Source organism: Streptomyces sp. NPDC043854 (assembly GCF_056436005.1).
In genome coordinates this window covers 1-15,012 of sequence record NZ_JBWKDK010000093.1, presented here as the reverse complement: position 1 = coordinate 15,012, position 15,012 = coordinate 1, and the positions used below count along the sequence as shown (strand labels likewise).

Annotated in this window: 11 protein-coding genes and 6 pseudogenes; 13 read left to right on the top strand and 4 right to left on the bottom strand. The window is 68.7% G+C overall.

The genetic code is table 11. The annotated features are described in order from the left end of the window. Positions 1–142: 142 nt before the first annotated feature. Positions 143–736: a hypothetical protein gene (locus tag AC068A_RS36225; protein ID WP_478590549.1), complete on the bottom strand. Its 594-nt coding sequence runs from the start codon at positions 734–736 to the stop codon at positions 143–145. Positions 737–1,192: 456 nt separating this feature from the next. Here AC068A_RS36225 and AC068A_RS36220 point away from each other — a divergent pair, with 456 nt between their 5' ends. The 6 genes and pseudogenes from AC068A_RS36220 (at position 1,193) to AC068A_RS36195 (ending at position 5,197) form a co-directional block, all read left to right on the top strand. Then, positions 1,193–2,905 (top strand): serine/threonine-protein kinase, encoded by a 1,713-nt coding sequence (locus AC068A_RS36220; RefSeq protein WP_478590548.1) that lies wholly within the window; start codon positions 1,193–1,195, stop codon positions 2,903–2,905. Positions 2,906–3,273: 368 nt separating this feature from the next. Further along, complete coding sequence (locus AC068A_RS36215; RefSeq protein WP_478590547.1) at positions 3,274–3,468, top strand: hypothetical protein; 195 nt, start codon at positions 3,274–3,276, stop codon at positions 3,466–3,468. Then, a pseudogene (locus AC068A_RS36210) lies at positions 3,450–3,704 on the top strand (helicase associated domain-containing protein); the annotation flags it as partial. The gene AC068A_RS36215 and the pseudogene AC068A_RS36210, both read left to right, overlap by 19 nt. A 169-nt stretch (positions 3,705–3,873) precedes the next feature. Next, positions 3,874–4,137 (top strand): annotated as a pseudogene (locus AC068A_RS36205) (hypothetical protein); the annotation flags it as partial. 215 nt (positions 4,138–4,352) lie between these two features. Continuing rightward, a complete protein-coding gene (locus AC068A_RS36200) occupies positions 4,353–4,556 on the top strand; it encodes a hypothetical protein (RefSeq protein WP_478590546.1) in 204 nt (67 codons plus the stop codon). A gap of 122 nt (positions 4,557–4,678) precedes the next feature. Further along, the gene (locus AC068A_RS36195; protein ID WP_478590545.1) at positions 4,679–5,197 is read left to right on the top strand and encodes a hypothetical protein; all 519 of its coding nucleotides are present in this window, start codon (positions 4,679–4,681) and stop codon (positions 5,195–5,197) included. A gap of 236 nt (positions 5,198–5,433) precedes the next feature. On the opposite strand, the gene AC068A_RS36190 is transcribed toward AC068A_RS36195, so the two are convergent. Next, the gene (locus AC068A_RS36190) at positions 5,434–6,693 is read right to left on the bottom strand and encodes a hypothetical protein (protein WP_478590544.1); all 1,260 of its coding nucleotides are present in this window, start codon (positions 6,691–6,693) and stop codon (positions 5,434–5,436) included. 363 nt (positions 6,694–7,056) lie between these two features. Between AC068A_RS36190 and AC068A_RS36185 the strand changes: the two genes are divergently transcribed. Then, positions 7,057–8,172 (top strand): NucA/NucB deoxyribonuclease domain-containing protein, encoded by a 1,116-nt coding sequence (locus AC068A_RS36185; protein WP_478590543.1) that lies wholly within the window; start codon positions 7,057–7,059, stop codon positions 8,170–8,172. Between the two features lie 68 nt (positions 8,173–8,240). On the opposite strand, the gene AC068A_RS36180 is transcribed toward AC068A_RS36185, so the two are convergent. Beyond that, positions 8,241–9,121 (bottom strand): IS5 family transposase gene (locus AC068A_RS36180; RefSeq protein ID WP_478590542.1). Its coding sequence is split into 2 segments (ribosomal slippage): positions 8,241–8,989 and positions 8,989–9,121, totalling 882 coding nucleotides; the frame shifts between segments, so codons are not numbered across the junction. Between the two features lie 506 nt (positions 9,122–9,627). Then, positions 9,628–10,131, bottom strand: a pseudogene (locus AC068A_RS36175) (ISAzo13-like element transposase-related protein); the annotation flags it as partial. Between the two features lie 54 nt (positions 10,132–10,185). On the opposite strand from AC068A_RS36175, the pseudogene AC068A_RS36170 reads away from it, so the two are divergent. From AC068A_RS36170 to AC068A_RS36145, 6 genes and pseudogenes are all read left to right on the top strand, one after another. Further along, positions 10,186–10,932 (top strand): annotated as a pseudogene (locus AC068A_RS36170) (RHS repeat-associated core domain-containing protein); the annotation flags it as partial. Between the two features lie 341 nt (positions 10,933–11,273). Beyond that, positions 11,274–11,948, top strand: coding sequence for a CPCC family cysteine-rich protein (locus AC068A_RS36165; protein WP_478590541.1), 675 nt, complete (start codon positions 11,274–11,276; stop codon positions 11,946–11,948). 99 nt (positions 11,949–12,047) lie between these two features. Next, positions 12,048–12,247, top strand: a pseudogene (locus AC068A_RS36160) (IS630 family transposase); the annotation flags it as partial. Further along, positions 12,238–12,492 (top strand): annotated as a pseudogene (locus AC068A_RS36155) (RHS repeat-associated core domain-containing protein); the annotation flags it as partial. The pseudogenes AC068A_RS36160 and AC068A_RS36155, both read left to right, overlap by 10 nt. 349 nt (positions 12,493–12,841) lie before the next feature. After that, positions 12,842–13,570, top strand: coding sequence for a hypothetical protein (locus AC068A_RS36150; protein WP_478590540.1), 729 nt, complete (start codon positions 12,842–12,844; stop codon positions 13,568–13,570). Positions 13,571–14,024: 454 nt separating this feature from the next. Further along, positions 14,025–14,453: a hypothetical protein gene (locus AC068A_RS36145; RefSeq protein ID WP_478590539.1), complete on the top strand. Its 429-nt coding sequence runs from the start codon at positions 14,025–14,027 to the stop codon at positions 14,451–14,453. Positions 14,454–15,012: the final 559 nt, after the last annotated feature.

Here is a 15,012-nt window from a genome sequence, read left to right as displayed (position 1 = left end):
TCCAGCGGCATGAAGTACGGCCAGCTGGCGCGGTGCGTTCAGCCGTAGGGCATGGCACCAGCCCTCCCATAGCAGTTACGGGACAGCCCTTAGGTTGGATGTCAATGTGCCCGAGCGTGCCCCGGGACGTCCCGGGGCACGCTCAGTCCTCGATGTGGAGCTCCGGGCGGGTCCAGAGGGCGAGGTCGCTGCTGGTGGCGACTGCCAGGGTGCGACCGGACGGGGAGAAGCCAGCGGCGCGCAGTTCCGAGTACTCGGAGTGGAAGACGTGCCACCAGGTGCCTCCTGCCGGTCCGTTGTGTGCTCCGCCATCGGCGGACAGGATGACGCGGTCGTGGGGCCATTCGGGGCTGACGATGTCCAGTGTCCAACCGTCCGGGGAGGTGCTGTGCAGACCGCCGCCGAAGAGGCCGGCGATGCGGACCGGAGTGCCTGCGATGGGACCAAGCCCGGGGCAGGTGAGGTCCGGGTGTGCGTCGGGGGTGCTGGTGGCGGGATCGGGATCCCGGTCGCGTGCGATCTTCTCACCGGTAACCGCATCGAAGAGTCCGTGGCCGCTGGAGGAAACGACCATGACGAGGTCGTGTCCGGTGTCCGGGTGGACTGCGAAGCCGATGCCGAGCAGGCCCCCGATGGGGATCCCGCGGTCCGGGACTGGTTGCCAGGGCGTGGGGGCTGACATGACGGGGGCGGCAAGGTAGCGCTCCCGTAGCCGCTGCTGGTATTCCGTGATCAACCTGTCTCCTCGGTTCGCTTCGCGTCGCGGGTCTCTCGCGCAGCTTCCGAAGTCGACTTGAATTCACGGAGGCTGATTTCGGCCGGGCCCGTTCGCCCCTCGCCAGCCGTCTTCGAACCGGGCTGTCACGCAATCCAGCATCGGACGTCGTACCCGCCCGCGTACGGGTCTATGTACGACAGCTCGACGCACGACCCCGCGGACTCACGCCCCAGCCTGTAGAACCACCCAGCACCCGCAGCGCGTCCCCCTCACCCCTCCGCTTCCGCCCTCGCCCGTGTCGGCCTGAGCAAGGGCGTCCCGCTCGGTCTGGTCTCCTCCGGGGCCAACCGGCACGACTCGCACCCGCCAGCCGCTGCGTCCCCTGTGTTGCCTTCTGTAGTCGCGCAGCCGGCCAAATCCATGCTTTCCCCACGGCACTTTGACGTGCTGTCACGTCACGTACGCTGGGCTGCTGTGACCAACGGCAGCGACGACATACTGACCCCGCTCGGCCCCCTCGATCCGCGCGAGACGGCCGGCTACCGGCTGGTGGCCCGGCTCGGCGAGGGCGGCATGGGCACCGTGTACCTCTCGCACACGCGAGTTGGGCAGCCCGTGGCGTTCAAGGTGATCCGCCGCGAGTACGGCCAGGACCCGGACTTCCGGCGCCGCTTCGAGCAAGAAGTACGGGCCGCCCGCCGGGTGCAGGGCTACCACCTGGTACCGGTCGTCGACCACGACACCGCCGGGGCGCTTCCCTGGATCGCCTCGGCGTTCGTGCCCGGCCTTTCGCTCGCCGACGCACTCGGCGCCCACGGGCCGTTGCCCCTGCCCGCCGTCTTCCAGCTGGTCGGCTGCACGGCCCGGGCCCTGGGCTCCATCCACGCGGCGGAGGTCGTCCACCGTGACCTGAAGCCCGCCAACATCCTGCTCGGTTCGACCGGGCCGTATGTCATCGACTTCGGCATCGCGCGGGCGGCCGACGTCACGCAGCTGACGCACAGCGGCGGAGTCATCGGAACCCCGCAGTACATGTCGCCCGAACAAGCGCTGGGCGAGCCCGTCACCGCGGCCACCGATGTGTTCTCGCTCGGCCTGATCGCGGCGGTCGCGGCGACCGGCCGGCATCCGTACGGCGAGGGCGGCGCAACCGCCCTCGCCGTACGGATCGCCAACACCGAGCGAACGTCGCCGGAATTGAGCGGCTACCCGGCGCCGCTGCGGACGCTGCTGGAACGCTGCCTCGCCGCCGATCCGGCGGCGCGCATCACGACGGACGAACTCGCGGGGCTGTGCGAGCAGGCGGCGGGGCGGCCGCTGCGCGCGTTCGACGGCTGGCTGCCGGCACCGCTCATGGAGCGGATCACGCGCCGGGAGGCGGCTGCCGCACCCCTCTCGGAGCCCACGCCCACCGCCACGCCTACGGCCACGCCCACCCGGCCGGACGTCGGCGCGCACGTGTCCGGGCAGCCCACCGTGTCGGCCCCGCCACGGCCCGGCACCCCGCCTCCCCGCCCGGCCGGCACAGCGTGGCCGACGGCAACGCCCTCTCCCCAGTCCCCCCAGCGCAGCCGCCCCGCGCTGCTCACCGTCGGCGCGGCCGCCGTGGCACTCGCCGCGGTCTTGACCTGGGTGATCGTGCGCCCGGACGCCGGCACGGGCGGCACCGACGACACCCGGGCGGATCGCCAGCAGCACACCGGCACCTCCGCTCCTACCGCCTCGCCATCCCCCTCGCCCCAGCAGGCCGCGTACACGCTCGTCTTCAAGGACAAGCCCTTCACCCTGCGCGCACCGGGCTTCAACTCCGGCACGCACGTGGACCTGGACGCACCGAAAGCCGTCCCCGACGGCAAGATCGGCCAAAACGCAGGCATGGAGCTCACATACCAGGACTGGAGCGACGCGGACCTGCGCTTCCTCACCCCCATGGGCAGAAGCACCGGCACCACACCCGAGGCATGCAGGACCGGCGTGGACACCGACACCCTGCCGGCCGCGGTCCCCGAAAAGAACCTGAACCTGGGCAAGACCCTGGCCAAGGACATGGTGCTGTGCACCATCACCAGCGACAACAACCTGGCAATGCTGCGGATCACCGACGTCCTACCCCCCACCAAGGGAGGCCTGTCCTCGGACATGCCCGACTACGTCACCACACTGACACTCTGGAAGATCGCCAGATAAGCCGACACAGCAAGCACTGCTGCTGGAGTTCAAGTAGCTGATCAGCGGGGCGATCCACTTCAGCAGCAGCTGCGCGCCTGAACTGGCAGGCCAGCCGGGCGCGGCTCCATGCCCGACCTCGTCCAGGCCGTCGGCCGAGCCCTGCGGATGCAACCCGGTGAAGGCAAGCTCGCATCCCTCGTGGTACCGGTTCTGCTGGGGCCGGGCGAGACCGCGGACAACATACTGACGAGCCGGGCGTTCGGCGGCGTCCGTCGAAGCCTGCCCGGCAGCTGCTGAAGTTCTCCACGCCTCGCGACCCGGCGCAGCTGGCCACGTTCATCAACCTGCAGGTCCTCAACCCCGAGCACGCGCACTGGCGGCGCGGCGTGGAGGCCGCCGTCATCTACGCCCGCGAGCACGGCGATCTCAAGGTCCCCTTCACCTACCGCGCACCCGGCGGCGACGACCAGGAGGCCGCCGCCGAGGGGTGGCCGGCCTCGCTGGCCGCGTTCCCGCTGGGGCAGCGGATCGCCGACGCGAGGCGGTTCTACGCCCGCGGGACATGGACGCCGACCGTGTGAAGCAGCTCGAGAAGCTGGGCATGGTCTGGTCGCACTACGACGTCGCGTGGGAGCAGGGCCTGGCCGCCGCCCGCGGGTGGGCCGAACAGAACGGGCACCTCCTGGCGCCGCTGAACGCCGCCTTCCAAGGCGCGAAGGTGGGCATCTGGCTGAAGAACGCGCGGGCGGCCGCGCGGAAGGCGCAGGAGATCGAGCAGCGGAGGGCCGAGGGCCTGCCGGTGGAGTCGTCGGCCGGGGCGATGACACGGGCGCGGCGCGAGCAGCTCGAGGAGATCGACCCCTCGTGGTGCCCGGTGTGGCCGGTGACCTGGCAGCGCTGCTTCCACCTCGTCCGCCAACGCCTGGACAGCGGCCAGGCGCTGCGACCACGGCGGGCCAGATCGTGCGCCAGGGCGAGGACCTCGGATGGTGGGTCACCTCGGTCCGGCACGGGTGGGACACGCTCACCGCCGTGTAGCAGTGGACGTGCGAGCAAGTCCTCGGCATCAAGCCTGCCGACGAGGACGAGAAGCCCAAGGCCCGCACCAGCCAGGCAGACAAGTGGGCCATGCACTACGCCGCCGCCACCAGTACGTCGCGCGCGAGGGTCACCTGACGGTGCCTCGCGAGCACGTCGAGACGATCACCACCGACGACGGCCAGGCGCAGCAGGGCGTGGCGCTGAAGCTGGGGACGTGGGTCGGCAACCAGCGCCGCCGGGCCGCGGCCCTGTCGCCGGAGCAGGTCGACAGCTGTCCAAGGTCGGGATGCGCTGGGCGTGACGGGCGTGATCGTCACTGCGGTGGCCGTGCTCACCGCGAGGTGCACGAGGTAGGAGCCGCTACAGGCGGCGACGGGCCGTACGGAACCTCCGTACGGCCCGTCGCCATACCAAGGGTCAAGGGGTGTCGCCGGACGGCGCCGACCTGGGCGTGCGGCACACCGGGCACTCCACCCGGCGCGGCGGCGTCGACGCAGCCCGCCGGGCGGGGGCCGACCGCAAGGCCATCGCCGTGCACAGCGGGTGGGCCGCGAACTCCAAAGCCCTTGAGGTCTACTTCGACGACGGAGAAGGCTGGGAGGACAACGCGATGAACGGCGTGCTGTAGACGGTCCCGCGCGAGGCCCGGGGCGGGATCAGCCGAACCCGCTACCCGGGCGTGCGGGGTGCGCCACCATGTCGGCCATGCCGAACACCGCGTAGACCATCGCCGTCGCCGCCGTCACCGCCGTGGTGACCGCCACCGCGACCGGGCTGACCGTCACCCCCAGGCTGGACGCCCGCAAGAAGCGCATCGGGGATGCCCACGCCGCCCGCGACGCCTTCAACACCCACCTCACCACCGTGCTCATGGCGTCCGCCAGGCTCCGGAACTTCCAGCTCCCGGCGGCCGACGATCCGGCCTGCACGCCGGTCGTCCGGGAGCGGCTGACCGCCGAGCGGGAACGCTGGCTGCAGCAGATCGACGAGGCCACCCAGTGGATGAACGACCACGTCGCCACGTTCGCCGGCGGCTGGCCATCCCAGGGCCTGATCGACTTCGCCGTTGCCTACTCCGGCCACGCCCGGATGCTCATGCTGTCCGAGCGCGAGGAGGCGACCAAGCTGGAACTGCTGGGTGACCTGACCCTCCCCGTCCAGCGCCAGTTCTTCGGCTTCTGGTGGACCCGGGCGCGGCACTTCCACACCGACCGCCGCAAGTTCGCCGAGACCGTCGCACGACTGACGGCGCCGCCGGCCGCGACATAGCCGGCGCACCCACGAAACGAGCAGGCCCCGGACGGAAGTCGTCCGGGGCCTGCTCTGTGCCGTCCGCTACCGAAGCGCCCCGGTGACGCTGACCGCTGGAGAGGGAGAGGTCCCCGCCGGCGCCTCGCCACCGCCGCCGAAGAGCGCGAGCAGGACCACGATCAGGAGCAGCCCCCCGCACGGAACCGGGAGGCCGGGGGTTCACGTGCGGGGCCGCGCTCACGGGGTGGGGGCCGTCAGACTCCGGTCAGGGTGTATGTACCCGTTCCGTCCTGCCTGCCGCTGGAGTACTGGCGGATGAGTTCCCCGTCCGCGTACCGGTCGTGGCCCATCATGGAGCCGGTGTACTTGTTCTGCAGGCCGATCTTCGAGCTGCCAGGTACGTCGCGGTAGATGTAGAACCGCTGGAGGTCGTCCTCCCCGCAGGTGGCCGTCGTCAGGTAGGCCTGCTCCTGGTTGGCGATGTTCGCCGGGATGGTCGCGCATCCGCCGTTGCCCCAGTTCCACAGGGACGCCTCGATGACCCCGTTGTTCTCCGTCACGTTGCACAACCGCCAGTTGTCCAGGTGGGCGCTGAAGAATGTGGATACGCGCAGGCGGATGCCGTCGTTGGCCAGGAGGGGTGCGCTCCAGTTCAGGGGCTTGCCGGGGACGTCGATCTTGTAGGCGCCGGGTTGGCAGTTCAGGGCGGCGCGCGGGGCGGGCTTGGCGGCCTTCATGTTCTGGGCGGCCTTGGCGGCTGTTGCGGCGTTGTCGGCGTCGTGCTTGGCCTGGTCGGCCTTGGCCGAGGGGACGGGACCTGCCGGGTGCTTCGCGGTGGCGGCGGGGGAGCCGCAGTCCAACAGGTCCTGGGCCTTGGCCATGATGCTGTTGGCGGGGACCTTGTCCTCGCAGCGCACCGCGCCTTCTTCGAGGGCGGTGTAGGTGGTGTAGCTGCCGCTGTCGGGGCCCTCGGTCCACTTCAGTGCCCAACTGCCGTCGCCCTGTTGGATGCGGTTGCAGTTGAGGCTGCCGTAGGTGCCGGTGACCTTCTTGGTGCCCTTGTAGAGGCCGTAGTAGCCGGGCTCGAAGAAGTTCCAGGAGACGGAGTTCGACTCGCTGCTGGTGGAGGAGTAGTTGACCTGCACGTTCAGGCCCAGGCTCGCGCCGACGCTGCCGAGGGCCTCGACGGCGAAGCTTCCCTGAACGGTGCCGTTGAGGCCGACAGAGACCGAGATGGTGGTCTGGGTGCTGGTGGTGACGGTATGGCTGCCGGTGGAGCCCTGGGTGACGTACCAGCCCTTGAAGTGGGTGATCGTCGGGGTGACTTCGGTCGTCTTGATGACCGGGTGGCGTGTGCCGAGATCGGCTGCGGCACAGGTCTGGCCGGGCTGGACCGTCTGCCCGGAGGCGGCTGGGGCGGCGGCGGCCGGGGTGGCGACCAGGCCCACGGCGGCTGTCGCGGTGGCTAAGAGCGCTCCGAGCCCCCTGCCCAGGCAGGTTTTTGTGCGGCGCATCGTCAGGTTCCCCCTGTGTGTGATCTGTGAGGTGAGTGTGAGTGAAACTAGCGCCGCCGGGGGCGGCAGGGCGATGACACAACTGGCCAAATGCGGTCAAGGACTGTCCCGTTCTCGGTTGGCATGAACGGGAGTTGCCCGGTTCCATACCTTCGGTGTGCCCGCAACGGGGCCGCCGGAGGAAGGGACCACTTTTTGAAACACGTCAGACGCGGCCTGGCAGCGATAGCCTCGCTCGCCCTCACCGCAGCCCTGTGCGCCGTGGGCGCCCAACCGGCCGCCGCCCAACCGCCCACGAGCCGTACAGTCCCCCAGGGCCACGGCGACTGTACGAAAACTGGGCCCGACCTCCGGCGCGAGGGCATGGCCTGGACCTGCATCAAGACGGGACCGGCCACCGCCTCCGCCCTCGCCGCCGTGCCCGGCGCAGCCCCCCGGGTGACCCGTGCCAACCCGGGGGCGGACCTCTGCCTCAAGGACGACCCGAACAAGCCCTTCGACCCCATCCCCTCGAACCGCAAGGCGTACTGCACGCGGTACCTGGCCGAGTACGTGACCCTTGGCGCGGACAACAAGGTGAACGGCCAGGCCCATGTCATGGTCTTCGCCGCAGCGGCCATGAACTCCCTGCCCCAGGCACAGTGGGTGGAGGACATCAGGATCTATGTCACCGACATGACGCCCAATATCGCCGCTGTGACGATGGCTCTGAGCGCCACGTGCAGCGGCCAGTGCACGGCGGGGGCACCGGCCTGGGGCGGCGCGCCCGTGCTCCTGAAGAACGGCCAGAGCAGGGAGGACGGAACCCTCTCCTACAGCTCGTCGGTCGGCAAGGGCTTCGACACGATCGTCCAGCCCTCCTACCACGTGATCGGGACCATCAAGACCGTCACGGGCGGCGGGCGGCCCGTGAACACCCGCCTGGACTGGCCCGGCCCCAAGGTACGCTGTGACGACAAGGTCGGGAGCTGGCCCGGATGCATCGTGGACGGGCACACGGCCAACGTGACCTTCCACAGGTCGAAATACCGGGGGGCGGCCGTCGCCTACGAGTGGGCGCAGAAGAACCTCACGGGCAAGTTCGGCACCCCCGGCCACCTGCTGAACCGGTGGCATGTCGACCCCCTTGACCCGCTGGCCAAGAAGAGGCGTGCCCTGACCTGTGACCGTGGGCCGTACGCCTTCCCCCATGGTGCCACCGGTGTCCCCAACGACTCGTGCGACGAGTACCCGTTCGCCAGGTCGGTGCAGGGCGGGAACGACGGTGCCCTGTGTATCGACATCACCCCGCGCGAGGTCAACGGCGTCTGGGATGTCGCGAATGTCCAGGTCGATCGAGGCACCCCGCCCAACGCGCCCTGTATCCGGGCCCATGTCGACGCCAAGGACAACTCCAATGCGGGTAGCGAGTTCGGGAGCGCGGTGACGTCCGACCGCATCATGGAGGGCGAGGCGTTCGAGGTCATCATCGACGCGTAGGCGACGGATCTGCCTCCCCGGGTGCCCGGGGAGGCAGACCAGGGGCCAGCCAGGTTCCGTCTGACGGGTCATGCACGAAGCCACAGGCATATGGCCGCAACGGTCACAGTGCCGTAGAAGACATAGGCCCGCTTGTCGAACCTCGGGGCAACCGCCCGGTTGGTCTTCAACTTTCCGATCAGCCGCTCCACTTCGCTCCTGCGAACGTAGCGGGCCTTCTCGAAGCTGGTGGGCCGGCCGCCTCGGCTTCCACGGTGCAAGCGATTGGCCTGCTGATTCCTCGGCTCAGGGATGGTGTGCTTGATCTGTCGGCGCCGCAGGTAGCGGCGGTTGCGCCGAGAGCTGTAGGCACGATCGCCGCTGAGGTGGTCCGGGCGGGTGCGCGGGTGCCCGCCATTCGGCCGCGGGACGCGGATGCGCTCCAGGACCGGAATCATCTGAGGCGCGTCGTCCCATTGTCCGAGTGTGATCAGTAGGGCCAGGAGCCGCAGACCGCCCTCACCAACTAAGTGGATCTTTGTGGTGAGGCCGCCGCGGGAGCGGCCAAGACCTTCATCGTCCCGGTGGTGGGCTGGCCGGGCTCGTCTGCCCGGTACCGTCGGGGGCCGGTGACGGGCACCCGCAGCGTGTTGGTGGGCCCTGCAGATCGTCGAGTCCACGCTCGCCATTGACCAGTCGGTTCGCCCCTGCGTATCGGCATCGGCTTGCACGGCTCGCAGGAGCATTTCCCATGTGCCGTCCGGCGACCAGCGGCGATGCCGGTCGTATATCGTCTGCCACTTACCAAACCGGGATGGCAGATCGCGCCACGGGATACGGTCCGCAACCAGAACAGAATCCCGTTGATCACCCTGCGGTGACACTTCCAACGGCCGCCCCGCCCAACGCTTTTTGGCAAGTACGGCTTCAGCCTGGCCCACTCCGCGTCACTGAGATATCCCCGTCCCACATGCCTGGGAACGAGTTCTCCTCTCGGTTCGTCACCGACCCATCAGACAGGCCCTTTGGGCTTGCAGATCATTAACACGTTGTCTTGATCTTGCTGCTGGCCTCGCTGCTCTGAACGAGAATTTGCGCGTGGAGGACGGTGAGGGCGGCTGGCGGAGTAGCGGCGGGTGGGATGACGATGCCGTGGGCCTTGAGCAGTTTCCTGATCTTCAGGAGGGTGCGGTGCATGGCGGTGCGGCTGCTGGCGAACAGCACGGCGAGTGGTTTCGCGGCCAGATTGACGTGCAGGTGGAGCACAGTGGCCGGGACTTGGTCGTGAAAGGCGAGGTGGGGCGGGCGGCCGCGCCGGGTGTCTCCGTCCGGTGCCAGTGCCTGGACCAGGTCGTGCAGCTGGTCGGGAGACATGCCGGTCAGCGCGGGGTCTGTCAGCAGGGCCGGTGTCCATTCCGGCTCGCATGGTTCCGGAGTCCGGGCCGCCGGGATGAGGGGGGCCGGATGGGGGTGCAGGCGGAACTGAGCATCCCGGTCCGGGTGCCGGCCGCCCTCCAGGGTCTTGGCGTTGGCCTGCAGGCTGAAACCCTCCTCCCGCAGCAGGCCGGCGACGGTGTCCGCGCTGACCTTGTGGCCGGCCCGGGTCAGCTCCCGCGCGAGGGTGCGGGTGGATTTCACCGTCCACCGCAGCGGCGACATCGGATCCCCGCGCTCGTCCGGTTCCACCAGCGCCAGCAGCGCGGGCCGCAGCCCAGGGTCGAGATCCGCGACCCGTTTGCGGCCACCGCCCGGCCGCCGCACCCGCCCCAGGGGCTCCTCACCCGCCTCGAGCTCGAACACGCCCTTGCGGACCGTCGTCTCACTCACCTCAGCCGCCCGAGCGACGGCACGGATGCCGCCATGCCCCAGGACACGAACCTCCGCAGCCATCAGCAGCCGCCGCTGCCGCTCGTCCAGATGCGGGAACAACACCGCGCACTTCACAGAGAGTTGGTCACGAGTCTCGTCCGGGATGCGCATACCACACCAACGAGCGCCAGCACGGGAAGCAACACCTTGATGATCTGCAAGCCCTTAGCGCGTGCAGGGTCCATACGCGACGAGCACGACTAACGGGGCCGCACCGTCCTGCGACAGAAGACCCGGATCTCACGGAAGCCCGACACATGGCGTTACGAGTGGGACGCAGAGGACCGTCTCTCAATGATTGTGACCCCGGACGGGGCTCGCTGGCGCTACCGGTACGACGCCCTTGGGCGGCGTGTTGCCAAGCAGCGCCTGGCAACGTCCGGCGGGCCGGAAGTCGTGGAAGAGACAGTCTTCACCTGGGACGGCACGACACTTTGCGAACAAAGCACGTCGGCCGATCCGAACTCCCCCGCAGCGGTGACACTTACCTGGGACCACGACGGGCACCACCACCCGCTGGCACAGACCGAGCGTGTGATCAATGCTTCTCAGGAGGTCGTGGACGAGCGGTTCTTCGCGATCGTCACCGACCTGATCGGCAGCCCGGGAGAGCTGGTAGCCGAGGACGGAACGGTCGCGTGGCGCATCTGGCGGACGCTGTGGGGTGTCACCGCGTGGAACCGTGACGCGACGGCGTACACGCCTCTGCGCTTTCCTGGCCAGTACTTCGATACGGAATCCGGCCTTCACCACAACTACTTCCGGACCTACGATCCGGAGACCGCACGCTACCTCTCCCCGGATCCTCTGGGCCTGCGGCCCGCACCCAACCCCCTTGCTTACGTTCACAATCCGCTCACTTGGTTCGACCTGCTTGGGTTGGCACCAGACCCGGATTGCGAGGATATCGATGCCCAGATCCAGCAGGCACAGGACACCTGGACCAGCCCCAAGTCCCTCACTCGGCACTACGGTGACCACGGTAGGGACCTCGGCTACTACGACGAGGACGACTACGCCATGGCGGCTCACGACCTCATGTCCGGCCCGAAGCCGCCCGGCGTGAAGGAGAAGGATTCCATGATCGAAGGAAAGATCTACCGTTGGAATCCGACCACCAATGAATTCGGAGTGAAAGACCGCAGTACGGGTAAGATAATCACCTATTTTGACAGTTCCCTTCGTAGGGACGGGTCGTCAACGAACGCCAATGCCGAGCGGTATTGGGCAGGCACACAGGGACTGGAGCAGTAGTGACCACGGGCGCACTCCCATGCATCGTCTGCGGGAACCTGACCATCGAGGTACGCGGGTACTACGAGATCTGCCCCGTCTGCGGATGGGAGGACGACGGCGGGGACTACCGGGATCCCGATCGGTATGTGGGCGGCCCCAACCACGTCACACTCCGCGAGGCCCGCGAGAACTACCAGGCGTTCGGTGCCAGTGAGCGGCGGCGTGTCGGCCGGGTCAGGCTGCCGCTCTCCGAAGAGCTTCCGTCGCCGGAGCAGGATGTCTCCGACCGGGTGCCGAGCTGGCTCGACTTCGTCGATGGCCCGGAGAAGGTGCGTGACGTGTACGGAGCGCAGACGGTACCCGAGCTGGACAGCGTCACAGTGCGTGAGGTCCTGTGGCATGTCCAGGACGGGCCGGAACTGCTGATCCGATTCGACCTCCCGGTCTATCCGGAGGAGCCCCCGCGGCCGTGGGTCGAGAGCGGCTTCGACACGGTCCAGGTCCAGCTGCGGTTCATTGGCGCGGCCACTGCACTGGAGGCGACTCGCGATTGCGATCCAGTCGGCCGCATCACGCTCAGCGCAGGGGCTGTCACGCCCTTGGGCGTGTCATTGGAAGCCGAACGTTTTCGGGCGAGGGTAAACGCCGACAGTGCCCGGATCCACGAGGTAAGTGCCTATCGACGGAACTGAAAGACGAAGGAGGAGATGACGGGGCACTACTGAACTTGATTGGGTGATGTCGGGGCGGTTCGCCTGACGGTGGCCGGTCTGCTTCAATAACTGTCGACCGTGAGATACGCACAGGGCGGCGGTTGATCGACGCTGGGAGGGCCGCGCGGGAGCGGGTCCGGCTGCAGGCCGTGGAACGCTTCGAGGGCGGGCAGAGGAACGGGGAGAACGCTGCCGCGTTGCGGTCAGCGAGCGGTCGGTGGCGCCGGCAGTGGCGCGAGCGCGGTGAGGCCGGGGTTCTGTCGAAGGGATCGTCTGGCGCAGCCGGTCGACCCTGTGGGGGTCCACGGCCTGGAACCGGGACGCCACCGCCTACACCCCGCTGCGTTTCCCCGGCCAGTACTTCGACCCCGAATCGGGCCTGCACTACAACTACTTCCGCACATACGACCCGGAGACCGCCCGCTACCTGAGCCCGGACCCGATGGGCCTCGCGCCGGCCCCCAACCCGTCGGCGTACGTCGCGAACCCGCACCAGTGGTGCGACCCGTTCGGGCTGGCTCCGCACTCGGACGGCACCCGGGCGGCGCAGGGCGTCGACCACCAGCTCAACGAGGCGGAGAGCGGCAAGGCGAACCACTACCTGGCAGGCATCGGGGGCGACGATGTGAAGCTGGACAAGTACCTGATCAGCCAGCTGCGCGCACCGGCCAACTACGTGGATGACGCGTCAGGGGCGCGGATCATCATCGACCGCAGCCTCAGGGACGCCGCCGGCAGCCCGGTGGTGGTCATTCGCCAGGACCATATGATCCACGCTTACCACGTCGAAGAGAAGGACATCTCGAACTACATCACTCCGCGAGACGGCAAAGATGCGGCGAAGTGGCGAACCCCGAAACCGGAGGAAGTGAATGAGTAGCGAGGACCCCAGGTCGCAGCAGTGGCCGGGCTACCGCGCGAAGCCGTCCTACGACCCTGGCCAGAGCCTGGTGTTCCCGGCCCCGGTGCCTGCGGACCTGTGGGCGCTCGGACAGGAGGTCCGGGCGGCCGACTGGCCGGTGCGGCTGGCCTTCCGCAGCTCGAGGATCGCGCTGCTGGACACCCTGTGTCACTGGCAGACCCTGCGTGCGCTGGCCTACGTACACGTACTGGCCGCCCGGACTGCGGATGCGCGGCTGCAGAGCGACCTACGGGTGATCCCAGGGCAGGAGACGGCCGGCGATCCGGCGCTGCCCGAACTCCTGGAGCGGCTGGAGCGGTATGCCCTGACCCTCCCCCCGGACATCGTCGACGCGGTCGTCAGCGATGGCGGCAGGCTGCTCGCGGACAACCGGTTCGCGGCGTCCGCACTGGCCGCTGGGCTCACCGCCGACTCCCACCCGGCGGACACCGACGAGGCGGTATCCCGCGCCGTCGTGCTCACCAGCTACTGGTACGAGACACCGGCCCAGCGCGGCGCGCTCGCGCTGGCATGGAGCGCCAACGTGTTCGTCCGCTCCTGGCTGTGGTGGTCGGCCCACTTCACGTACGGTGACCCGGCGGGCGGCATCGGCATCACCACGGACCCCCGCCCGGCCCGACCCTCACGGTCCGCGCTACCTGCCTGGGCGGCCCCCCTGCTGGACCGCGCGGCCCAATGAATCCTGGGTGGTGAGGTGCCCTGAACCACCAGACCGGCCGCCGGACGGCCTGCCTACGGTGTCGGTGGGCCGCCTGCGAGCGACGTGGATCGTCGAACTGATGCGAGCCTGCATCGATCCCGGCGGCGCCGCGCAGGGGGACCAGGTGGCCGCGGCGCCGCCCGTGGGGAGTCGGCTTACTTCCGCCGCTGGTGTTGCAGCGTTCAGCTTGTTCTTTATGGTCTGGCCTGGTCGCGTTCGATGTGCTCCCGGGTCGTTGTCGAGCACACTGACGATCCTGCTGGACCGCACTTTCACGCAGGCGGGCCAAAGGGCAGGACACTCGAAGACCAGTCACGCTCCGGAGTGAATTTCGGCTGGGACAACTCCGTCGAGGGCTACGGGACCATGGAACGCTACCGGGCCATCGACAAGCCCGGCGGAGACCACCACTTCTTCTACGAGGAAAACTGAAATGCGAACGAGCGAGGACAATCTCATCGCGCTCATCCGGAGCAGCGGTCTCGAGGTGGACACGGTCCAGGGCAATGAACCTGGCCCGTCGGTCGACATGGCCTGGCGCGCCATGGCCGGATTCGGTGTGGAGCCCGTCGCATCCCTTCCCCTAAAGGGAGACCTCGAGGGAGTCCACCAGCTTTGGCTCCAACGTGCACGTCAGACGGAGGTCATCGGCGAGGACGGTACGTTCCTCCTCACGGCAGTCGTGACCGGAGCCGCCGAGGTCGGCTGGGTTCGTGTGCGCCTCACCGACACCGCCGACGTCTCTCGCCTCGTCGATGACCAAGGACGTATCGAATTCATCGCACGCTCCCAGTCCGGCCATCACATCTGCGGTGTCACCGCAGAGGAATACGAGTACTGGCTTGTCAGCCTGAATCTCTGACGGAAGCCACCGGTGGGCTCTGTAGCGAATCTGGGGTGCGCTTGGCAGTGTTTTGATCCCCGAGGCCCGTGGGGAGCGCCCTGTTGCTGAAGTCCTTCGAGGAGGAGGCCCGGTTCCCGGGAGCGCCCGACCGCCCGGCGACCCGGTCTGCTCATGTCCGCCCGAGGCGCTCGCGCTTCCGATCGCACCGCCACCTCCGTCCACGAGCCTCAACCACTCCACGATTCCGGCATCCATCGGCCTCGGGACCATCAGTACAGCTGTTGGCGCTCAGAACGATCATGTTCGGTCGGTGTGAGGACGTCGACCCGGTTGTGGTACTGGCGGCGGGCTTTGCGTTGAGCCGGGACCGCTGCGGCGTCCTGCCGCCGTCGAGCGGCTGGCGGCGGAAGGCCGGGGTGGTGCTGACGCACCAGGTGTAGCCCCGGCCTCGCCGTACGGTCGCCCCCTGGTCGAGCGCATTTCGCCGGGGAGACGCGCTGGTGAACCGCTTCCGGTTCGTCGCCGACCACCAGCGCCGCTACGGCGTGAAGCGGCTGTGTACCATCCTCGGCATCGC

Bases quoted from the DNA above. Each gene is read 5' to 3' on its own strand.
- AC068A_RS36145 (WP_478590539.1), top strand. From the start codon at position 14,025: ATGCGAACGAGCGAGGACAATCTCATCGCGCTCATCCGGAGCAGCGGT.
- AC068A_RS36150 (WP_478590540.1), top strand. From the start codon at position 12,842: ATGAGTAGCGAGGACCCCAGGTCGCAGCAGTGGCCGGGCTACCGCGCG.
- AC068A_RS36190 (WP_478590544.1), bottom strand. From the start codon at position 6,693: ATGCGCCGCACAAAAACCTGCCTGGGCAGGGGGCTCGGAGCGCTCTTA.
- AC068A_RS36185 (WP_478590543.1), top strand. From the start codon at position 7,057: ATGGCCTGGACCTGCATCAAGACGGGACCGGCCACCGCCTCCGCCCTC.